This is a genomic window from Paenibacillus sp. S150 (assembly GCF_019352175.1).
In the GTDB taxonomy this organism is placed as follows: domain Bacteria; phylum Bacillota; class Bacilli; order Paenibacillales; family Paenibacillaceae; genus Paenibacillus_AQ.
Genome location: NZ_JACBYI010000001.1, coordinates 496724 through 518993, shown reverse-complemented (window position 1 = coordinate 518993; position 22270 = coordinate 496724). Strand labels below are relative to the sequence as shown.

At 54.0% G+C, this 22270-nt stretch carries 20 protein-coding genes; 17 read left to right on the top strand and 3 right to left on the bottom strand.

Annotated features, from left to right (window positions below):
- The first annotated feature begins 121 nt into the window (after nt 1-121).
- The 12 genes from HYD27_RS02125 (at nt 122) to mtaB (ending at nt 11585) form a co-directional block, all read left to right on the top strand.
- On the top strand, nt 122-481 hold the full coding sequence (locus tag HYD27_RS02125; protein WP_219210851.1) for a hypothetical protein: 360 nt from the start codon (nt 122-124) through the stop codon (nt 479-481).
- 38 nt (nt 482-519) lie between these two features.
- Nucleotides 520-702, top strand: coding sequence for a YfhD family protein (locus tag HYD27_RS02120; protein WP_228744879.1), 183 nt, complete (start codon nt 520-522; stop codon nt 700-702).
- 198 nt (nt 703-900) lie between these two features.
- On the top strand, nt 901-1275 hold the full coding sequence (locus tag HYD27_RS02115; RefSeq protein WP_219210849.1) for a hypothetical protein: 375 nt from the start codon (nt 901-903) through the stop codon (nt 1273-1275).
- Between the two features lie 76 nt (nt 1276-1351).
- Nucleotides 1352-2458, top strand: a complete 1107-nt coding sequence (locus HYD27_RS02110) for a GntR family transcriptional regulator (RefSeq protein WP_219210847.1) — start codon at nt 1352-1354, stop codon at nt 2456-2458.
- A 460-nt stretch (nt 2459-2918) separates the two neighbouring features.
- Complete coding sequence (locus HYD27_RS32325) at nt 2919-3044, top strand: hypothetical protein (protein ID WP_255596043.1); 126 nt, start codon at nt 2919-2921, stop codon at nt 3042-3044.
- A 744-nt stretch (nt 3045-3788) separates the two neighbouring features.
- A complete protein-coding gene (locus HYD27_RS02105) occupies nt 3789-4967 on the top strand; it encodes a sn-glycerol-1-phosphate dehydrogenase (protein WP_219210845.1) in 1179 nt (392 codons plus the stop codon).
- A gap of 763 nt (nt 4968-5730) precedes the next feature.
- A complete protein-coding gene (locus HYD27_RS02095) occupies nt 5731-6642 on the top strand; it encodes a methyl-accepting chemotaxis protein (RefSeq protein WP_219210844.1) in 912 nt (303 codons plus the stop codon).
- 141 nt (nt 6643-6783) lie between these two features.
- Entirely contained in the window at nt 6784-7362 is a 579-nt protein-coding gene (locus HYD27_RS02090) for a DNA-3-methyladenine glycosylase I (protein ID WP_219210843.1), read from the top strand.
- 216 nt (nt 7363-7578) lie between these two features.
- Nucleotides 7579-8637, top strand: a complete 1059-nt coding sequence (gene prmA / locus HYD27_RS02085; protein WP_219210842.1) for a 50S ribosomal protein L11 methyltransferase — start codon at nt 7579-7581, stop codon at nt 8635-8637.
- A gap of 2 nt (nt 8638-8639) precedes the next feature.
- Entirely contained in the window at nt 8640-9323 is a 684-nt protein-coding gene (locus tag HYD27_RS02080) for a site-2 protease family protein (protein ID WP_219210836.1), read from the top strand.
- Between the two features lie 150 nt (nt 9324-9473).
- The gene (locus HYD27_RS02075) at nt 9474-10238 is read left to right on the top strand and encodes an RsmE family RNA methyltransferase (RefSeq protein ID WP_219211112.1); all 765 of its coding nucleotides are present in this window, start codon (nt 9474-9476) and stop codon (nt 10236-10238) included.
- A gap of 3 nt (nt 10239-10241) precedes the next feature.
- On the top strand, nt 10242-11585 hold the full coding sequence (mtaB, locus tag HYD27_RS02070; protein WP_219210833.1) for a tRNA (N(6)-L-threonylcarbamoyladenosine(37)-C(2))-methylthiotransferase MtaB: 1344 nt from the start codon (nt 10242-10244) through the stop codon (nt 11583-11585).
- Nucleotides 11586-11772: 187 nt separating this feature from the next.
- Here the strand turns inward: mtaB and HYD27_RS02065 are convergent, their stop codons facing one another.
- Together HYD27_RS02065 and HYD27_RS02060 are read right to left on the bottom strand one after the other, a co-directional pair.
- Nucleotides 11773-12471: a DUF998 domain-containing protein gene (locus HYD27_RS02065; protein ID WP_219210831.1), complete on the bottom strand. Its 699-nt coding sequence runs from the start codon at nt 12469-12471 to the stop codon at nt 11773-11775.
- Between the two features lie 33 nt (nt 12472-12504).
- Nucleotides 12505-13086, bottom strand: coding sequence for a TetR/AcrR family transcriptional regulator (locus HYD27_RS02060; protein WP_219210829.1), 582 nt, complete (start codon nt 13084-13086; stop codon nt 12505-12507).
- A gap of 591 nt (nt 13087-13677) precedes the next feature.
- Between HYD27_RS02060 and HYD27_RS02055 the strand changes: the two genes are divergently transcribed.
- The 4 genes from HYD27_RS02055 (at nt 13678) to HYD27_RS02040 (ending at nt 19394) form a co-directional block, all read left to right on the top strand.
- Complete coding sequence (locus tag HYD27_RS02055; protein WP_219210827.1) at nt 13678-15924, top strand: Ig-like domain-containing protein; 2247 nt, start codon at nt 13678-13680, stop codon at nt 15922-15924.
- A gap of 294 nt (nt 15925-16218) precedes the next feature.
- On the top strand, nt 16219-16779 hold the full coding sequence (locus tag HYD27_RS02050; protein ID WP_219210825.1) for an ECF-type riboflavin transporter substrate-binding protein: 561 nt from the start codon (nt 16219-16221) through the stop codon (nt 16777-16779).
- An 84-nt stretch (nt 16780-16863) separates the two neighbouring features.
- Entirely contained in the window at nt 16864-18570 is a 1707-nt protein-coding gene (locus HYD27_RS02045) for an ABC transporter ATP-binding protein (RefSeq protein WP_219210822.1), read from the top strand.
- Nucleotides 18567-19394, top strand: coding sequence for an energy-coupling factor transporter transmembrane component T family protein (locus HYD27_RS02040; protein ID WP_219210820.1), 828 nt, complete (start codon nt 18567-18569; stop codon nt 19392-19394). The genes HYD27_RS02045 and HYD27_RS02040 overlap by 4 nt, the downstream gene beginning before the upstream one ends.
- 123 nt (nt 19395-19517) lie before the next feature.
- Here HYD27_RS02040 and HYD27_RS02035 read toward each other — a convergent pair whose 3' ends face one another.
- On the bottom strand, nt 19518-20507 hold the full coding sequence (locus HYD27_RS02035; protein ID WP_219210818.1) for a Na/Pi cotransporter family protein: 990 nt from the start codon (nt 20505-20507) through the stop codon (nt 19518-19520).
- Nucleotides 20508-20606: 99 nt separating this feature from the next.
- Here HYD27_RS02035 and HYD27_RS02030 point away from each other — a divergent pair, with 99 nt between their 5' ends.
- The gene (locus HYD27_RS02030; RefSeq protein WP_219210817.1) at nt 20607-22004 is read left to right on the top strand and encodes a class I SAM-dependent rRNA methyltransferase; all 1398 of its coding nucleotides are present in this window, start codon (nt 20607-20609) and stop codon (nt 22002-22004) included.
- Nucleotides 22005-22270 lie beyond the last annotated feature (266 nt).

The window sequence follows — 22270 nt, the reverse complement described above, 5'->3', positions numbered from 1 at the left end:
TAAGAGTGTCATCTAACAAAAATTGTTACAGGACAAGTAAGCATAAATTACGGACCTGAAATCCAAAATAGATCTGTAACACTTTGCGTATGGCATTCCAGGCAGAAAGCGGGGAATTCCCTTGTCCGAAAAAAGCATACTCGCCTACTTTAAGGACCCGGAGGAGGCCGAAGGCGTCTCCCGGAAGCTTCAGGCGCTGCGTGTGAGCGCGCTGTCTATTGACCGGTTCAGCCGATTCGGCGGAAACAGCCTGGAGGCGGGAATTAATCCCGTGACCGGCAATCTGGCAAGCATGGATTCCATGACCTCGGCCAGCGCGCATACAGGCATCCTCTCCGCAGCGCATACCAGTGGAAGCGGCATGAGCCACGGCGGTGACGGCGGTCCGACCGGCAGAAATATTCTGCTTACCGTTCTTGTGGACCCGGGCTCCTATGAGCAGGCAGTTACCATTATAGAAGAGGCCGGTGGAATGATCTGATAGCCGTAATTCATATTGAACAACAGGAGGCCCGATAATTGACGGACAGAGAGAACTCGAACATATTCTCGAAAACCGACAAAATGAAAATGCTCTACGAAGCGAAAGCGGAGGATGTAGAATATTCAGCAGCGGAAGCGGATACGGATGATCTGGAAGCTCAGGAGCGCTCCGTTGAGGCCGACAAACGCCAGCTTCATGAAATGATGAAGAAGGAATAGACAGCAAAGGCAAAGGGCTCCGCGAAAAGAGCGGGGTGGAATCAGCCCAGTATAATGCAGAAGCGGATACCTCTGAAATGCCCCATGAATGTGGGGTATTTTTGTGCAAACTTTTGTTCATAAACCTGATGTTGTGTCCGTGGATACTGTTGCTTCTGAGTGTATAATTAAGGGAAGATGCAAAGCTGGAGGGACTGCATGGATAACTTTATTTTATGGGGCGGACTGGCGCTGCTGGTGGCGCTGCTGACTTTTTTGAACCAGAAGCGGTTTTATTCTTCCAGAGTGAAGCAGGCTTACCGCGAGCTTCGTGAGCTTGTGGACAGGACCCGCTGCGGGCAGTCGGAGGCCGCCGATTTGAACCGCTGGGAGGGAGCGCTTAAGGAGATCAAAAGGCACCCGAACGAATACAATAAGCTGGAGGCGGAGATTGGCTTGCGCCGGGCATTCGTTGCATATCTGGAGCAGCATTATCCGCAGGACCCGAGACTCCCTGAGCTGCGGGAAGCTGCAGCATACCAGAAGGATTCGGTCTGGGGCATTAAAATGGGGGACTATGGCTCAAAAAGATAGCGGGCCTGCATGTACATACAAGCTGCATATGCTATAATGGCTTGGATTACTCTATTTGAGCAGCCTGGGGTGTACCATGACGGACAAACCGATACCGAAATATATGCGTCTAAAAACAGAGCTGCTGTCCTGGATTGAATCCGGGCGGCTGAAGCCCGATGACCAGACTCCGTCGGAGAACGAAATCGCGGGACAGTTCGGCATGAGCAGACAGACCGTGCGCCAGGCGCTCGGCCAGCTGGAGAAGGAAGGCTGGCTCTACCGTCTGCAGGGCAAGGGGACCTTTGTCGCCCGCCAGGATACGCGGCCTTTGCAGAGCAGCCGTATGATCGGGATGATGACCACGCATATCTCCGATTATATCTTCCCTCATATTGTCAGCGGTGCCGAGGCCCGGCTGCGCGGCGGCGGATACAGCATGATGCTGTCCAGCACAGACAATGACAAAAACAAGGAACGCGAGAATCTGGAGTTGCTGTTAAGCCAGCCCTTCAAGGGCCTGATTATTGAGCCGACCAAAAGCGCCCAGGGCAATCCCAATCTGCCGCTCTACCTGGCGCTGGAAATTCACCGGATACCGTTCATTATGATTAATGAGCGGTATCCGGAGCTGCATTGCCCCTGCCTGAAGCTCGATGATGAAGCCGGAGGCTACATGGCTGCGGAGCATTTGATTCAGCTTGGCCACCGCGAAATTGCCGGCTTCTTCAAAACAGACGATCTCCAGGGAGCCAACCGGCTGAAGGGCTTTACCCGTGCGCTGCATAAGCACAGTCTTCTGCTGGGACCGGATACTGTGACCCATTATATGTCCGGGCAAGAGCGTACGGTGCCCTATGAAGCGGCGCTTGGCATGCTGCAGCGGCGGCAGCGGCCTACCGCCTTCGTCTGCTACAACGATGAGCTGGCGGTCCTGCTGCTGGAGGCGGCGCGCCAGACAGGCCTAAGTGTGCCGGATGACCTGTCGCTGATCGGCTTCGATGACTCGACGCTGTCTACGGCGACAGAAGTGAAGCTGACCACCATCAGGCATCCCAAGCAGGAAATGGGGGTGCAGGCGGCGGAGATGCTGATGGATATGATCGAACGGAGAAGCGCCGAGCCGCAGAACGATATCATTTATAAGCCGGAGCTGGTACTGCGAAGCTCAACGAACCGCCTGGAGCCTGAACCGGCGCAATAAGAGTACCTAAAGTCCGCACAGGGTGCGGGCTTTATTTAAAAGAATTTATCCTTAATTTCGAAAGTGAATTGAACCAATCCGGATCGGACAAGGGATAACCCCTCTTTTTCTTTCACCCATTTGATGCAAGTTGTTTTTAGCAAGAAATCTCTTCGTGCAGAGCTTTTTAGATGATTTGTGGATACTTACTTTTGAAATTCAGGTTTATATGTTTCACGCTAGAAATTAGCTTTATCTTTCTCGCTGAAGAGGCTGTCCCATAAGCCATGAAATGGCTGCTTGGGACAGCTCTTTTTTTGGAGTCAGATAGACGGTTGCGCTTGTGAGGACGCTCCGCGAACGGAGCGTTGTCCGGGTCGCTGCGCCCTCCGGATTTATTTCATTCCCCTTAAGAGCTGCGGGGAAATGAGTACCCGCTCCTGTTGACAAAATTTCCACGGTTTTGGGAGTTTTGTCAACAATGCAGCGGTACTTTATTTCGTCGCAGTTTCTTAGCGGTGAAATTCCGGAGACCCGGGCGGCCGCTGCCGCTGTTCCGCAGGTCTGTCCGTCCGCTCCGCTGTTTAAGCGGGAGGCGGTTCTGTAATCTTAAAAAAACACAATAAAGAAACTTAATGTATATCAATGGAACCGGCTTATATGAAATGAACCGGCGGACCTGAAAACGCTGATGGAACGCAAGGAGGTTCATAGGGAACGAAAGCGAAGTGTAAAAAGTAACACTAATAGGCTGGAATTTTGGCTTTAACGGGCTTTAGTAGGATTTTGTACACTTAATGGAGGCCCGTTCACCCCATACGGCTGATTTCAGCCGAATTAGTTGTACTTTTTCCCACTAGGGACGATCCAGGATCGGAATGCGGTGGATTAGTTATCCTTTTTACCACTAAAATCGCCCCTTGGATGAATGGTTCAAGTTCAACTTAATGTAGGCGTATTCCTCTGTAAGGGAGAGAGAAACGGATCGATTAGGGATCCTTTTTCCCACTAACGCAAGTGAAAAAGCGGCTGGGGGAATATGAAGTGACCTTTTCCGCTTGGCATCAGCCGCCGCCTTACACCTGAAATGCAAACAGCTGCGCTGCCCGGTCAAGGACGGTCAAGCCGTTTCCACTTGAATATCTATATTGTTCTTGAAAAAAATTGTGTGTACCTATTCGAAATTTATTGAATAAATGTGGATCGGTTGTACGTACAAGTGTATAATGGGGGGACAAAGCAGGAAAACGATTATGCCTGTGACCACAGCCAATGTGCTCTTAAAGTGAGCCTTGCTCAAAGCGAATTCGGAAAAAGCATCCGCTCACAAAACCTTTAGGAGGTTTTCTTCATGACCGATATATTGAGCAATATAAAGGCTGCTGCGGCGGAGCTGGAAGGCGGGGGAGCTTTTGCCCTTCCGCGTTATATTGTTGTAGAGGCGGGGGCTTTGAAGCAGGTGCCTGCTTTCATTGCCGCCGAAGGCTGGAAGCAGCCGCTGGTCGTAGCCGATGGGCATACCTTGAAGGCCGCGGGAGCCGGTTTGATACAGGAGTGCAGGGAAGCGGGAATTCCGGCACAGACAATCCTGGTGCTGCCGAACGCGCAGGGGGATGTCATTGCGGATGAAGCCTCAGTGGTACAGGTGCTGCTCGATATCCAGAAGCATAAAGCCGACTCCATTATTGCAGCAGGCTCTGGCACGTTGCATGACATAGCCCGTTATGCGGCGTATACTGCTGCAATTCCTTTTGCATCTGTTCCTACAGCGCCCTCTGTGGATGGTTTTACTTCAAATGGTTCGCCGCTCATTATCCGCGGCAACAAGCTCACTATTCCTGCCGCCGGTCCGGCGGCTATATTTGCCGACACCGAGCTGCTGCGCATGGCACCTGCTCCAATGATCGCGGCAGGATTTGGCGATATGCTGGGCAAATACACTTCTTTATTCGATTGGAAATTTGGCCGTCTGACGGCGGATGAACCGTATTCATCCGTTGTCGCGGCCATCACCGAGCAAGCGCTGCTGGCCTGTGTGACCCATGCCGAAGAGATCGGAAATCATACCGAGCTGGGCATCCGTGTGCTGACCGGAGCGCTGATTGAATCGGGACTGGCGATTCTGCTGTTCGGGCAATCACACTGCGCATCGGGAGCGGAGCATCACCTGTCCCATTACTGGGAGATGGAGTACATCCGCGCCGGACGCAGACAATTGCTGCATGGCGCGAAGGTTGGAGTGGCCTGTGCGGAAATCTCCACGCTCTACCATGATCTCGCAGGCTCGCAAGGCCTTGAGAACAAGGAGCAGTGGCGGCAAGTGCTGGAGGAAATCGGCAAGCTGCCGTCTCCTGGGACCCTGCGCGCGCTGCTGCGGACGGTGCATGGCCCCTCTTCGCTGGAGGAGCTGGGCGTGGATGAAGAGCTGCTGCGCCGGAGTCTGGCAGAGGCCCATCTGATCCGGATGAACCGGCACACCCTTCTGCGTGCGCGCAATGAAGGCAAGATCACGGGAGCAGCGGCGGAGTAAGGGCTGACAAGCCGGCAGGGAGCGGCTTCTTTTGCGGAATATGATTTTTAACTGCAGCAACTGCAATTAAAACCCTGCCGGCACCATAACCGGTCCATTTAGTTGCAGCAAATACAGCCAGAGCTTAAGTGCGAGTCTCGCCGCAGGCAAGCTGCAGTTCAAGCAAAGAGCTTGCTGCCGATCCGTAAGATTGCCAGTTCAAGCTATACAACTGTTTATGCAACTACAGAGGAATCCCGAAGCCAGTAATGGCCGGGGGTTCCTCTTTTACTGGAGCGATGTGCAGTATGGCTATTTATATAGAGCTGCTGTCATGAACAGGCATCGGCAAGCAAGCTGCCCAGTGCACTGCCGGGCATATTTATGCTTGCTTTACAGGAGTCTCTTTTGGGTGCACAGACAATAAAAGCGAGGGAATGAATGCGGCCGCGGCGAACCCAACCGACCGCGAACCCATACGGTCGGCCAGTCCTCCCACCCAGCTTCTGGTCAGCAGCATTCCGATTCCCCGGGGGATCATCAATATTCCGGTGAACAGCACACTTTCACCGCGTACCTGCTGATAGTATAATGGCAGAAGGAGCAAAGCCCCGTTCATGATCATGCCGGCAAGAACAACCGTAACATTCGAAGCGGAAAAAATGCGTGATTTGTCGGGCTTGTAATCTAAACTGCTGATTTTTCCGTTAATATTAAGTAAAGCCAAACGAGGATAACCGTAGTCTGCAGATCGTTAAAATTAAGTTTGACGGGAGAAATCACTATGGAGAATGTATCAATACAAGAAGTCACAGATGCCTTGGTTATTAAAGCTTTGGAGAAGAATCTCGCCTTGATCCGCTTCAACCTGGACCGCCGCGTGGCGTACGCCAATGAGGTGTTCGCCAGTTCGATGAAATACAGATCTGAGGATATGTACGGCATGCAGCATCGGGAATTATGCTTCCCTGAATTTGTGAACAGTCCGGACTATGAAATATTCTGGCAGGATCTGCTTGCCGGCAAGAGCTTTCAGGACAAAATTGAACGGATGGACTCAGAGGGCGGTCCGGTTTGGCTGGAAGCTACTTATATGCCTATTTTCGATGAGACAGACAGAGAGGTCATTGGAGTAACGAAGGTCGCTACCAATATTACCTCGAGACAAACGAATATAAGCAATGTAGTGGCCCGGATGCAGGAAATGGCTGACAGTCTGAATCAGCGCGCGGAGAAAGGCATTGAGCGGAGCCGGGAGCTGCTGCTGGGCATCGACAAAATTGCCGGGGTCTCAAGTGAGAATACCCTGACCTTAGCCAATCTGCAAAAGAAAGCCGGGGATATTGAAGGTGTGGTGCAGACCATCCGCGATATTGCTTCGCAGACCCATCTGCTGGCGCTTAATGCGGCGATTGAAGCGGCACATGCCGGAGAATTCGGCAGGGGGTTTGATGTGGTCGCCAAGGAAGTCAGAAAGCTGTCGGCGATGGTGCAGGATTCCATCAGCGAGGTGCGGGACAGCGTCAAGGCGATCACAGAGGAAATCGGCCGGATGTCCACGGGAATGGACCAGGTTCAGGGCAGTGTGGAAGAAAGCCAGAGGCAGATTGAAGTAGCGCTGCAGGAGTTCACCGGGATATCGACCTCCGCCCGGGCGCTGGACAACCAGGCACGCGATGTTTTGCATATCATCTGATCCGCCTGCATAAGCAGCTTGGCCCCCTTTAATTCCAGGGAAGGTCTTGCTGCTTTTTTTTGGCCACGGTGCGTGCAGGCTGGAGGTGTCCTGCGGGAATCATGCAGAATAGCTGAATGTGCAGAGAAAGGAGAGAGTATCTTGAAGATTACACGCTGTGCCTGGGTCAATGAGGACCCGCTGTATATTGCTTATCATGATGAGGAATGGGGCAAGCCCCTGTACGACGACAGGAAGCTGTTCGAGCTGCTGATGCTGGAGGGCATGCAGGCCGGACTCAGCTGGTATACGGTTTTGAAAAAGCGGGAGCACCTCCGTGAAGTGTTCGACGGATTCGATCCGCAGCGGATTGTGCTCTATGATGAAGCCAAAATCCAAGCACTTCTGCAGGATTCGGGAATTATCCGCAACCGGCTGAAGATTCAGGCGGTCATCCATAATGCGGCGGTGTTCCGGCAGATATGCCGGGAAGAGGGCGGCTTTGCGAAATACCTCTGGAGCTTTACCGGAGGGAAGCCGGTGATTAACCGGTGGGAGACAAGGGCGGAGGTGCCTTCGTCCACCCCGCAATCCGGCCAGATGAGCAAAGCGCTTAAGAAGAAGGGGATGAAGTTCGTCGGCTCTACCATTTGTTATGCATTCATGCAGGCATCCGGTATGGTGGATGATCATACGGCGGACTGCTTTTGCCGTACAAAGGGTCCGGCTTCCGGGAGCTGAACCCCATTTTGGCGCTGGCCGGGTGAGAAATGGTATACTGTTAATTGTTCAAATGAAGCTTCATAAAACCAGGCGTACGCTTAAGGAGCGAGTTTTGGACGAAGTGAATCCAGGAAGCCAGGCTCACAAAACTTAGCGTATGCTTCCGAAGCAAGTTTTGTACGCAGATTATTCAAGGAAGCAGCGCCCACAAAACTTTTAGGAGGACCCACACACATGTTATGGCACGAACTGACGGTACATACAACAGAAGAAGCACAGGAAATGATATCCAATCTGCTGTATGAAGCCGGAGCAGGCGGCGTTTCCATTGAAGAATCGGGAACACTGAATAAAACGCGTGACACCCGTTACGGAGAATTATACGACGAACCGCTTAACGATATCCCTGAAGGGGAAGCGGTTATTAAAGGCTATTATGCCGAATCTGTCTCCATGAATGATATTATACAGGAGCTTGCTCCGAGAGTTGCAGAGCTGCGTGAGTTCGGGATTGACCCCGGGAAGGCACAGATTTCCTGGAAAACCGTGGATGAGGATGATTGGGCTCATGCCTGGAAGCAGTATTTCAAGCCGCTGCGCGTATCGGAACGGCTGACGATTAAGCCGACCTGGGAGGAATACACACCCGCTGGCCCGGATGAAAAGATTATTGAACTCGATCCAGGCATGGCCTTCGGAACCGGAACGCATCCAACCACGGCTCTCTGCCTGCGCGCACTTGAAAAGCATATCCGCGGGGGCGAAGAGGTCATTGATGTTGGCACAGGCTCCGGCATTCTCGCCGTAGGTGCAGTTCTGCTGGGTGCAAAGTCGGTGCTGGCGCTTGATCTGGACCCGATGGCAGTGGACAGTGCGCGAGAGAATGTGGCGCTGAACCGGCTGCAGGACTCCGTTGCAGTTAGAGAAAGTGATCTGTTGTCGCTTCTGGGCGGCGAACGGGCTTTGGATACGGCTGCCGGAGCCATGTGGCCTTCGGCCAGACCGGGCCGTCCGGCTGAAGCGGAGACTGCCCTTGACGGGTCTGCAAGCGAAACGGGACATGGCGTTACTCTGCCGGTCAAGATGGTGGTCGCCAATATTTTGGCGGAGATTATTGTGCTGTTCACGGATGATGTCTACCGCGCGCTGCAGCCGGGCGGGCTGTACATTGCCTCCGGCATTTATAAAGATAAAGAAGAGCTGGTGGCGAAAGCGCTGGTGTCTTCCGGTTTTGAGATTATGGAAATATCCCGTGAAGAAGACTGGGCGGCGTTTACAGCCGGAAAGAGGTAGACATGGACTTTTTGCAAAGCATTATTCGTATTCCGCTGCAGCAGCTGCCGTTTTTTCTGATTACTATTGTTATTGCATTTTCAGTGCATGAGTTCAGCCATGCTTATTTTGCCAATAAATTCGGTGACCCCACCGCCCGGCTGCTAGGCCGGATGACGCTTAATCCGGCCGTGCACTTTGATCTGTTCGGCATCATCCTGCTGCTCATTGCCGGCTTCGGCTGGGCCCGCCCTGTTCCCGTGAACCGGGATAACTTCAGACAGCCCCGTCTTATGGGCGTAATCGTTTCGGCAGCCGGGCCAATCAGCAATTTTCTGCTCGGGATATTGGGTGCCCTGATCTATGCCGTGCTGCTGGGAACCGGGGTCATTGATTCCGTTACGAACGAACAGCTGCTTCGGGCGATTGTCTGGTTTTTTGGAATATTTATTCAATTCAATTTCTTTCTCTTTTTGTTTAACCTGATTCCGCTGCCGCCACTGGACGGTTACCGTATTTTGGAGGATGTGGCTCCCCGCCCGGTCCGCGGAAGAATGCAGCAGTACGAGCAGTGGCTGTCCTTTGCGTTTCTGCTGATTATCTTCATTCCCGGGCTGCGTGCGTATACGATTACTCCAATGAGCAATTGGTCTATACAGATCGGAAATGATTTCCTCCAGCTGTTCCTGAAGCTGTTCGGGATCTGAACCCGGGCCTGTTCACAGCCAGGCAAACGTTGTATGATGTAATGTGGTGTTTTTAGCGGGTAAACATGTGCATGAAAAGCGGCGGCAGGGAACCTGAGGAGCAGGAGCGCTGCCGCCTTTATGCTGAATAAAGGACAGGATGATGAGAACATGCAGCGTTATTTCGTAACACCGGAGCAGTTTCATCCGGAAACAGCGGCCATTGGCGGCGAGGATGCCCGCCATATTGCCAAGGTCATGCGCGGCAAGGCCGGGGACAAGCTGATCGTCAGCGATGGAGTGTCGCGTGAGGCGCTGGCGGAGATTGCTTCGATTGAAACCGGTGAGGTGACAGTCAGCATATTGGAAATGCTGGATATGACCCATGAGGCGCGGATCAAGATCACTGTGGCACAGAGCCTGCCCAAAGCGGACAAGCTGGAGACTGTGATTCAAAAATGCACCGAAATCGGCGCGGTGGGCTTTGTTCCTTTTCTCTCGGAGCGCACGATTGTGCAGTATGACGAGCGCAAGGAGAGCAAGCGGCTGGAACGCTGGCGCAGAATCTGCAAGGAGGCCGCCGAGCAGGCGCACCGGAACATCGTCCCGGAAGTGCATTCGCCGCTCGGCTGGAAGCTGCTGCTGAAGAGCTTCAGTGAATATGATGCCGTCTTTTTCTGTTATGAAAAAGAGGAAGGCCTGCAGCTCCGCAGCGCGGTTGCTCCCTGGTTGTCCGCACTGCCGCCGCAGTCACCCGGCAAGGTGATGGTCGTCGCCGGTCCCGAGGGCGGCTTCACTCCCGAGGAATGCCGTGCGGCCGAAGCGGCCGGGGCGGTCTCGGTCGGGCTTGGACGGCGCATTCTGCGCTGCGAGACGGCAGGCATGGTAGCCGCAGCCTGTATTCTATATGAATCCGGAGAAATGGGGGGAGCTTGAGCAATGCCATCCGTAGCATTTTATACTTTGGGTTGTAAAGTGAATTTCTATGACACTGAAGCCATCTGGCAGCTTTTCAAAAATGAAGGCTACGAGCAGGTTGATTTCGAAGGGCCCGCCGATGTCTATTTGATCAACACTTGTACGGTAACCAATACCGGCGACAAAAAAAGCCGCCAGATGATCCGCCGCGCCGTGCGCCGCAATCCGGAAGCGATCGTGGCCGTAACCGGCTGCTATGCGCAGACCTCGCCCGGAGAGATTCTGGATATTCCGGGTGTCGACCTCGTGATCGGCAACCAGGACCGCGAGCATATTATGACCCATGTGAAAAAAATCCAGGGTTCGCGCGAGCCGGTGAACGCTGTCCGCAATATCATGAAAACGCGGAAATTTGAGGAACTGGATGTGCCGGGCTTTGCCGACCGGACGCGGGCTTTTATGAAAATTCAGGATGGCTGCAACAACTTCTGCACCTTCTGCATTATTCCCTGGTCGCGCGGCCTGTCGCGCAGCCGTGATCCAAAATCCGTCATTGCCCAGGCGCATCAGCTGGTGGAGGCCGGATACAAGGAATTCGTCCTGACCGGGATTCATACCGGAGGCTATGGAGATGATCTGGAGAATTACCGGCTGGCCGATTTATTGTGGGAGCTGGATCAGGTGGACGGGCTCGAACGGGTGCGCATCAGCTCCATAGAGGCCAGCCAGATAGACGGGAAGCTGCTTGAGGTGCTGAACCGCAGCTCCAAAATGTGCCGCCATCTGCATATTCCGCTGCAGGCCGGACATAACGAGGTGCTGAAAGCAATGCGCCGCAAATATACGACGGAAGAGTATTATGCCAAAATGGAGCTGATCCGGCAGGCGATGCCCGATGTGGGCATAACCACCGATGTCATTGTCGGCTTCCCGGGGGAAACCGGGGAAATGTTCCGCGCCGGATACGATTTCATGAAGGCGGTCAACTACTCCGAGATGCATGTGTTCCCGTATTCCAAACGGACAGGCACACCGGCGGCGCGGATGCCAAGCCAGGTGGAGGAAGAGATCAAGACCGAACGCGTACAGCAGCTCATAGACCTCTCGGAAGAGATGCAGCTGGCATATGCCCGCAGCTTCGTCGGCAAGACGGTGTCCGTCATTGCTGAGCGTTCGGCCAAAGGCGCGCCCGGACGCAGCACCCAGCACGGCTTCAGCGACAACTACCTGCAAATATTCTTCGGCGGCGAGGATTCGCTGCAGGGAGAGCTCTGCCAGGTGAAGATCACGGAAGCCGGAGTGAACGAATGCCGTGGGGAGCTGGTCAGCGTGAGCCGGAGCGGGCTTCGCCGGAGCGTACAGTAGCCGTTTTTTGGCAAAAATTACTGAAAATGAACGGCTTCTTCCGCTCTGGGAAGAGGGATGACGGTTTCGCATCCCCTGGAGCTTAGCACAGGACAGCGGTGTCCGTCTGCTTATTGGAGCAGCCGATCCAACAGGATGAGAAAATGAAGTTGCGGGAAGCGCTCAGCCTGAAAAGCACGGATGGGTATTAACAGGATGTTGGCTGGATTGGCGCACCGTCGTCCGCGGCGTTGAAATTACCGAAGCTGCGGGAATGGCGGATCAGCCAGACACCGACAACCAGCTCCCAGCCGAGAATGGTATATACCGCGAACCGTTCCAATATCGCGCCATATTCGGAAGGGAAAAACAGCAGGACCAGCACGGAGAGGAAGCCTGCCGAGCCTATAAGCAGGCTCGCTGCCGACAAGCCGGGAGCCGTTTGCCGTTTGCGCAAAAACCGGCCGGTATAGACGGCGAGGAAATCGCCGGCCAGCACAGCGAGCAGCGCCCCCAGGATATGCGGATTCAGCGTCGCATAATCCAGACCGTGGAAGCTGCCGACCATGGCCATTCCGATTGCATGAATTACAGCGGCAGTCAGGGCAACCGTCCGTTGCCGCCGGGGAACTGAATTTTTGAGGCAAACCACTCCGATAACCATTAAAATTCCGTGCAGAATCATCGCGGAATTCATCACTTGCGGCAAGGGAGAATTGACCAGCCGGCCATCGACGATCACTTGTCCCGAAACGCCCAAATCGCTGATAAAGTTATAGCTGTACCTGTACACGGGTTCAGTCCACGCCGCCGCCGCTACCGCTTCGGAGATCAGAAACAGCAGCCCGGCGGCGATCAGAAGCGCGCCTCCCCAGCGTACTTTGCTTGCGGATATGTTCTTCATCATCCATACTCCCCCTGTAGCGGCTGCTCGCAGCCGCTAATTTCGTCTGACGGCATTCCAGCAGCAATCCTCCAGTTCAGCAAGCAATTCCGGCGTTTCCCGCAGCCAGCCGCTGCGGAAATTGACCGATAACTGCAGGAATGCTCCGTACACAATGGACACGATCACTTCCAGCGGAAGCGGCCGGAGTTCGCCTTCCTGTTGTCCCCATTGCACGGTGTCCTGCAGATATTGCATAAAATGCTCCATACACCGCTTGCTCTCATCATCCAAATGCAGATGGTTGGTACTGGAAGTGACAAACTGCAGAGCCAGAGGCTGCTCCTTGGAAAATTGCCAAAGCCCGTAAAACATCCGCCGAAACCTCTCGCGGAAGCTCTTTCCGTCAACCGGCGGTGTTTTCTGCTCCTGCTGCAAGGCTGCCAACAGTTCTCCCACGCTCTTCCGGAATACAAAATTGAGCAAAGCTTCCTTGCTGTCAAAATAGCGATAGACCGTACCTGCAGCGACACCGGCGGAACCGCTGATCATCGGCATGGTTGTCGCGGCAAACCCCCGTTCGGCGAACAACGCCAGGGAGGCGGTCATGATGGCTTCTTTTTTGCCGCTTTTGGACAAAACGATGACCTCCATTTATTGTGGGATGGGTATGACAATTTGTGAATGAATGATCATTCATTTTTATTTTATAATTCTGTCCTCCGAAAGTCAAACCTCACCGCGCACCCATAATAGCGGTGCTCCATAGTTGTGCAAGCTGGGTATCCGGAGCCTATCAAACAATGGGGAACACCTCTGCCCGGATATCCTTATTTCACTTGTCTAAAAAGGACAAATGGACGTCATGGAATTCTGTTCTTTTACCCGATGCTCCGGCTCGCCGGCTCCAGATGGTATATTATATTTTTCGCAATATAGCAATTTGAGGGCTTAAATCAAATGCTGGTGCTCCAAAAAAGCATCAGCCATCATTCCAGATTGACGGGTAAAACCTGCTTTATTGGAGATTGTACGGATACAAACACAATCTATACACTATTTGGGGATATCCCAGTGGCGGTATCGCTTGGGTCTAGTCAGAAAGTCCCGAATTTCGCTGAAACTGAAAATATACTGAATATAGGGTAAACACTCAGGCTGCAATTGTCGATATAGTGGAAGAGTGTGGAAAACAAGCACCGACAATTTCAATGCCTAAGGAGAGAACAAATGACCGTGTACAGGAAAATGACGAAAATGCTCCTCATTATGATATTGCTGACTGTTGCAGCTTTTCCGGTAAACGTCTTTGCAGCTGCCGGCGACACCAATTCCATTGAATTCGACAGCTCGGCCAAAGTAGAGCTTACCGTAGGCCAGACACCCAAGCAACTTAAGGTATATGCCAATCTGGAAGGGTCTTCCTCCAAAAGAGATATAACGGCTGCGGCCGTGTGGACTTCCTCGAATACAAATGTAGCCAAAGTAGTTAACGGATTGTTGACACCGGTAGACACCGGTACTGTGATCATTACAGCGACCTACAACAATGCGGTAGCTACACTTGAAGTATCCGTTGCCCATCCCTTCAAGGATTTAACGCTGGAACGCAGTGCGGACGGCAATTATAAATTAGGGGACAGCGAGGAAACTCTGCTCGTAAAAGCAAAAGCTGTCGGCGGAGAGTCTGCCACATCCGTGAAGGATGTGACTGCGGATGCTGTCTGGAGCAGCTCGAATACCACTGTAATTACCATTGAAGAAGGAAAAATCACCCTTGTGGGTGAAGGAACGTCAACGATTACAGCCAAATACAAAAGCTTGACAGCCACCTTCAAGGCCGTGGTGCAGCTGCCGTATTCGGCTATTGTGCTGAAGGATAAGGGGAAAGACTCAGTTGTGAAGGAGCTGGAGCTTCTCGTTGGCGACTCCCCGGTGCAATTGACCGCAATGACCAAAGCAACCGAGAGCAGCCCGGAAAAAGATATTGCCGGAGATGCCGACTGGACAAGCTCCAATGAGGGCATCGCCACAGTAGACGCCGGTGAGATTACAGTGCTGGGTACCGGCAAGGCGGTTATTACGGCAAGCTACCTGGGCGTTTCCAAATCGGTTGATGTCTATGTGCGCGCGCCCTATGAGGCGCTGATGCTGACTCCGGAAGGCGATCAATCCCTGTTCCTCGGGGAGAGCCTCAAGGTTAAATCCTACGTGCGCGATGCCGTGAATTCGACCAAAAATCAATCAGCGGATACGGTCTGGAGCTCTGATAACCAGCTGGCCGCGACAGTTGCGGCTGACACGGTGGCTTCAGAAGACGCCGTGGCCACCATAACGGCCAAAGCGGTCGGAACCACAGTCATTAAAGGCGAGTACCTGGGCGTAAGCAAGTCGTTCAAGCTGACGGTATACCCTAGCCTTACCGAATTGACTGCGGATAAAACCGAGCAGGAGCTGTACACGGCGGACTCTGTGAGTCTGCCTAAGGTAAGCGGAACGAAATATGACGGAACGAAGCTTGACATCAGCGATGAAATCGAGTGGACCTCCGCGAACGAAGAGATTGCCCTGGTTAAGGACGGCAAGCTCGTCGGCGGCACGGCAGGCACTGTAACCCTTACCGGCAAAATTAAGGAAAGCGCCGTTGCGGCACCCGCTGCAGCCGTCCGGGACAAAGCGGTTGAACTGAAAGTGACCGTTCTGAATAAAGTGCTCGTGCTGATTGGACCTGAGAATTCATTCGGTCTGGTCATGGGTGAAGAGCAGCCGCTGCCGGAGGTTCTGGCTGTGCTCGAGAACGGGGATGAGCTGGATGTCACGGCGACGATTAAATGGGAGCTTAGCGGCAGCAATGCAGTAATCAAGCAGACCGCCGCCGGCAAAACGGTTAAAGGATTGGCCAAAGGCTCTGCAACGCTGAAGGGCACCTACTCGAATAAGACGATCAGCATTCCGGTGACCATTGAGCAAAAGGTCGTGAAGCTGCTCGTGGAGCCCAGCACACTTGAAATGAATATCAAAGGCTCCAAGGCGATTAAAGTGACCGGAACCTTCACCAACGGCAAAACGGCGAATTTCTCCAGCTCCATGAATTGGGAGTCCTCCAATCCGGCAGTGGCTACGGTGAAAGGCACCACCGTGAAGGCTGTGGGCGAAGGGACAGCGACACTGACCGGGTCTTATCAGGGAATCTCCGCAACTGTCAAAATCACTGTTGTTCCCAAGCTGACCAAGGTTACGGTCAGTGAAAACAAGCTGAACCTCGCACCGGGAGCTTCCAAAGGCGTGGTTGTGACTGCGCTGTATGATACCGGCAAGACGGCGATTGTAACAGGCAGCACCGTTTGGACAAGCTCCAAGCCTTCTGTAGCCAAGGTCAATGCTTCCGGAACAATTACTGCAGTCAGCAAGGGTACAACCTCAATCAAGGGCAAGTTCAACAATAAAACAGTGACGGTATCCGTTACAGTGAAGTAACGGGCTGCTCCGGTTACCGGAGCAGCTGCAGCAAGGGCTTGAAGCCTGCAAATCCCTTTCCGGGAAGTTGCAGGCTTCATCCGGGAAGGGCGAATCGGAGAACCGCAGACAACCTTGAATTTGAAATCCCAGAACGGTTATTTTGTCCAGTGAAGGACGGGATAGCCGTTTTGTTCTGGACGTTGTCTTTTCAGATAGGAAAATTTATTCAATTCTATAGCAATCCCGAGTAAACCGATGTATAATTTCGGAAAGTACATGGCGGGTGATTGCACCCCAAAGGAGATGAAGCTGATGGCCAAGCAACAGGTATTATCCATCCGAACGGTTGTGGCAATTGGAATTGGTTCGCCGCTGTTTGTGATACTGGGGAGATTCGGTTCCATTCCTTCCGGTATTCCGAATACCAACATTGAGACTACATACGCCTTGCTTGCGCTGTTTGCGCTTCTGTACGGCCCCGTTGCCGGATTGCTGATCGGTCTGATCGGGCATACGCTGAAGGATGCAATTTTCTACGGCTCCCCGTGGTTCAGCTGGGTCATTTCCTCCGGACTGGTCGGACTGATTATCGGGCTGCTGGTTGCAAGAATTGCCATCCGGGACGGTGAGTTCGGCCGAAAAGAGATCATCACCTTCAATCTGGCCCAGATAGCGGCGAATGCCATTGCCTGGTTCGTTGTGGCCCCTGTGCTGGATATCCTCATTTATGCGGAACCGGCAAACAAAGTATTTACGCAGGGACTGATCGCCGGAGTCTCCAATATTGTCACTGTAGCGGTTATCGGAACACTGCTGGCGGCGGCATATGCCAAAACGCGGACGAAGCAGGGTAGCCTCAGCAGACTGGGATGAACTATAATTTAAACCTAAGGCCGGTGCCCGTCACCGGCTTTTCTGTTGAAATCAACCTTAAATCAGCAAAGAGGAAGGTCAGTCATGAGCAAAACGGTAATCGAATTCACGGATTTCTCTTTTAAATACCGGACCCAGCAGGAGCCGACCCTGCACGGAATCAACCTGGCGATCCGCGAAGGGGAAAAGGTGCTTGTCATCGGGCCTTCCGGTTCCGGGAAAAGCACGCTGGCCCATTGCATCAACGGTCTAATTCCTTTTGCCTATGCGGGTGAAATAACCGGAAGATTGCAGGTCATGGGGAGAGACAGTGCAGGACTGGGGATTGCCGGGCTGTCTGAAGTGGCAGGAACGGTGCTGCAGGACCCGGACGGGCAGTTTGTCGGTCTTACGGTTGGAGAGGATATTGCCTTCAGTCTGGAGAATGCAGCGGTTCCGCAGGGCGAAATGACCGCCAGGGTAGCGGCTGCGGCAAGAGCAGTTGAAATTCATGGGCTTTTGTCGGCGTCGCCACAGGAATTATCCGGCGGGCAGAAGCAGAAAACGATGCTGGCCGGAGTGCTCGTCGGCAATGCCGATATTCTGCTGTTCGATGAACCGCTTGCGAGCCTCGATCCGTACACCGGAACCAAAGCGATTGAGCTGATTGACAGGGTGCAGCGGGAGACCGGCAAAACGGTGGTCATTATTGAACATCGCCTGGAGGAAGTGCTGCATCGTGCGGTGGACCGGATTATTGTCATGAATGAAGGAATGATCGCTGCGGATCTGTCTCCCGCCGAACTGCTGAGCTCCGGCCTGCTCATGGAAACAGGCATCCGCGAGCCGCTGTACGTTACAGCTTTGAAATATGCCGGCTGTCTTATAACGCCGGAGATGCATCCAGAGCATATAGAGGGGCTTGATGTAGAAGCAAACGCGGACAAGCTCCGGGAATGGTATGACAGCAGCGATTTTCCGCGGGAAGCATTCGGGAGCGATCCATTGCTTGAGCTGAGGGAGCTTTCTTTTGGCTATGACAAAAACACCCGCGTTTTGAAGAACATCTCGCTTAGTATTTGCCGGGGGGAGATGCTCTGTATCGCCGGGAGGAACGGCGCAGGCAAATCCACCATCTCGAAGCTGATTTGCGGCTTTTACCGCCCATCCTCCGGAATGATCCTGCTGAATGGACGCGATTTAGCGCGGGATACCATTAAGGAGCGGGCGGAGCGTATCGGTTTTGTGATGCAGAATCCGAACCATATGATCTCCAAAACACTGTTGTACGACGAAGTAGCCCTGGGTCTTATGCTGCGGGGAATGCCAGAAGAAAGCATACGGGAGCGCGTTCATAATGTGCTGAAGATCTGCGGGCTGCATGCTTTTCGCGAATGGCCAATCTCTGCGCTCAGCTATGGACAGAAAAAACGCGTTACGATTGCCTCCATTCTGGTACTGGAGCCGGAGGTCATTATTCTTGATGAGCCGACTGCCGCGCAGGATTACAGGCATTACAATGAAATGATGGAATTTTTGCTGGGACTGAGCCGCCGGGGCATCACGGTCATTATGATTACGCATGACATGCACCTGATGCTTGAGTATGCGCAGCGGACAATTGTGCTTGCGGACGGTGAGAAGCTGGCTGACGGCCGGCCGGAAATGATTTTAACGGATCCGGAAATCGTGAGCAGCGCCAATCTGAAGCAGACCTCGCTGTTTGCTCTGGCACAGAAGGCCGGAGTGGGGCAGCCGGCGGAGTTTGTCCGGCGTTTTATCGCAAGAGACAGGAGGGAGCGGCACGGATGAAGGCCGGCATGCTGAAGTTCACCCATCAGGATTCACCGGTACACCGGTTGACTGGCGCAACCAAGCTGATTTTTTTTGCGCTTTGGTCGGTCGCGGGAATGATCACCTACGACACCAGATGCCTGCTGGCCATGCTGCTGTGCAGTCTTCTGGCGTTCAGAATCTCCAAAGTGCGGTTTCAGGATTACGCTTTTGTACTCTATTTTATATTGTTTTTTTTCCTGTTGAACCATATAGCAATCTTTATCTTCTCGCCTTTGGAGGGAACGCGGATTTATGGCGCCCGGCATGATCTTTTTCATCTTGCCGGCCGCTATACTGTAACGGCGGAGCAACTGTTCTACCAGTTCAACATCGCTCTTAAATATGCTGTAGTCATCCCCATAGCGCTCCTGTTCATGCTGACGACGGACCCCAGTGAATTTGCCGCCTCGCTGAACAGAATCGGGGTGAATTATAAAATCGCTTATTCCGTATCGCTGGCGCTGCGCTATATTCCCGATATTCAGCGCGATTATGAGAACATTTCCTTCTCTGCCCAGGCCCGCGGCATTGACATCTCCCGTAAAGAAAAGCTGCCCCGGCGAGTGAAAAACATCGTTTTGATTCTGATGCCGCTGATTCTGGCCAGCATTGAGCGGATTGAGAAGATCAGCACCGCAATGGAGCTCCGCGGCTTCGGGGCAAGCCGCAAACGCACCTGGTACCGGGCGCGTCCTTTCAGCAGGAATGATTATATCGCTCTGGCGCTGGTTGCTATCATTGCAGTTTCCACAACTGTGATCACCTTTTACGACGGTTCGCGGTTTTACAGTATTTTTTGAGTCAGGTACGGCAGATAGCATTAGAACTGCGGAGCGGATTGAAGTATAATGGTACAGCGATAATGCAGCCCGGGCGGCAGAAACATCCTGTTGCAGATATGGAGGTTCCCGGGTGAGGCGTATTTACGCTTGCAGCCGTTTCTCCAGCCGGGTCCATACCGGCAGATAGCACAGCGGCAGTACCCCAAGCGAGCAGACCACATTGAAAATGGTCTGGGCGTGGGCGAGCTGTGCGCCCGGACCGCCGCCGATCCAGGCGGACACAGCCTGCAGCGGCTGGATGAAGGGCAGGAAGAGCAGGGCGCCGCCGGCATTGAGCGCGACATGGGACCCTGCGACGAACTTGCCGGAAGCCGAGCCGCCGACAGCGGCGATGACGGCAGTTACGCAGGTGCCGACGTTCGCGCCGAGCACGATGGCAATGCCCAGCTCCGGCGGCAGCACTCCTGTTGTGGCGAGCCCCATCGCCATGCCGATGACCGCCGCGCTGCTGTGCAGCATCGCGGACAGGCAGGCTCCGGCGGCCAGGCCCCAGATCGCGCTGGTTGCGGCATGATCCAGGAACCAGCGGAACAGCCCGCTTGCCTCCAGCGCGGGGCCAATCGACTGCATGACCGCGATGCCCCACAGGACGAGCGCGAACCCGGCCACCGCCAGGCAGATGAACTGCAGCGGTGTGGAAATTCTGCGGCAGGCTTCCGCCGCCCGCCGGGAAAAGGGCGGCAGCTCTCCAAGCATAACTGCCGCAGCCCACAGGCACAGCGCAGCGATAAGCAGCGGCGCGGCCATCCTGCTGATCTGCAGGCCGATCAGCTCTGTGGTGAGGCAGGTGCCGATGTTGCTGCCAAGGATGATGCCGAGCGTCCGGGCATAGGTCAGCAGCCCGGCATTGACCATGCCGATGGTCAGCACCGTTACGGCGGTGCTGCTCTGCAGCAGCGCGGACAGCAGGCTGCTGGCAACCAGGCCTTTGAGCGGCGTGGAGGTTGCCGTATGCAGGCTCCTCGTAAGCAGAGGTCCGGCGAGCCTCGCCAGCGCGGCCTCCATCAGCTTCATGCCGGCGAGGAAAATGACAAGACCATATATGACAGGGAACAGCAGATCACGGATCATAGGGACAGGCTCCTTTTGAACGGGGTTGTACACCAATATATGAATGCATTGAGGTGGACATGTATACAATTCATCAACAAGAACAGGGAGTTGAAAGTATTGGCATCGGTAATTCTGGAACGCAGCCGTAAAAAAAGACTGGAGCAGGGCCATCCGTGGGTCTACGCCAGTGAAGTGGCCTCCGTGGACGGAGATCCGCAGGCTGGCGGATTGGTGGATGTGCTGAATCATCAAGGGAAACTTCTGGGGACGGGGTATTATAATCCCGCCTCGCAGATCCGGGTGAGAATGCTCTCCCAGGGCAGGCTTGCAGCAATGGATACGGCATTCTTCACGGAGCGGATTGCAAGCTGCCTGCGGCACAGGGAACGCTTTCTTCCGAGTGCGGATGCATACCGTCTGGTGTATGGCGAAGCGGATTTTCTGCCCGGTCTGATCATCGACCGTTTTGGCGATGTGCTGGTCGTGCAGCTGTTAACGCTCGCAATGGACCAGCGCCGCGGTGAGATCGTGCAGGCGCTGGTGGAAGTTGCGGCACCGCGGGGCATTTATGAGCGCAGCGATGTCAGTGTCCGTGAACTGGAAGGCCTGGAACAGAGAACAGGCCTTCTGTACGGGGAATGCCCGCGCCATATCACGGTGAGCGAGAATGGCCTGAAGGTGATCGTGGATATTGTAGAAGGACAGAAGACAGGATATTTCTTTGACCAGCGCGAGAACCGGGCTTCCATCGCTCCGCTGATTACCGGCTGGGGAGGACGCAGCGGCGTTGCGCTGCAGGAGGTTGCGGCAGAAGACGGTTCGCTGCAGCTCCTTCCGGTCAATAAAAGCGGCAAGCCGGTTACCTTCCCCTATTGGGATGGTGCGACAGTGCTGGAATGCTTCGCGCATACCGGCAGCTTCACCCTGCATGCCTGCAAATACGGAGCCAAGAAGGTCACCTGCCTTGACGTGTCCGCCCATGCCATCGAGAGCGCCAAAGCCAATGTGGAGCTGAACGGCTTCAGCGACCGGGTCGAATTTGTGGTGGACGATGCGTTTGCCTTCCTGCGCAACCAGGTAAAGGGCCTTGAGGAGCGCTCCGAGCGGGCGGAAGGCGCAAGGGATGCCAAGCCGGGCGCAAAATCTGCCGCCAAAACGGATACCGGGAGGCCGATGACAGCTGGCGGCGGGCGCACATGGGATGTGGTTATTCTTGACCCGCCTGCCTTTGCCAAGACCAAAGGTGCGGTGGCCGGCGCCTGCCGCGGGTACAAGGACATCAACCTGCACGGCATGAAGCTGGTGAACGAGGGCGGGTATCTGGTGACGGCCAGCTGTTCATACCACATGCAGCCGCAGCTGTTCCTCGACACCATTGCGGAAGCCGCGCAGGATGCGGGCAAGGTGCTGCGGCTCATTGAGTGGCGGGCCGCAGGCAAAGACCATCCGCAAATTCTCGGCGTGGACGAGGGCCGCTATTTGAAATTTGCCATTTTTGAAGTGCGCAGCAAATAAGCATCAGATCGGCTTTAATCTGGGGCTTTGAGCCAAGAGCCAAGTAAACCTGGCCCTGCGGTTGTCTGCTGCTTCGAGTACAGATATGTGTGCTAATCTGCTGCACTTTTTGCAGCAGATTGTCTTCAAATCAGCCGATATACTGAATCTGTTGTATTTTGTTCAGTTGATTCCCCGGAAAAGGTTCTTTTTGGCACTAATTCCTTTAATCAATTGTACGGAGTACAGTGGATTGCGCTTTACCGCAGCATGGCGAGCATTTCTAA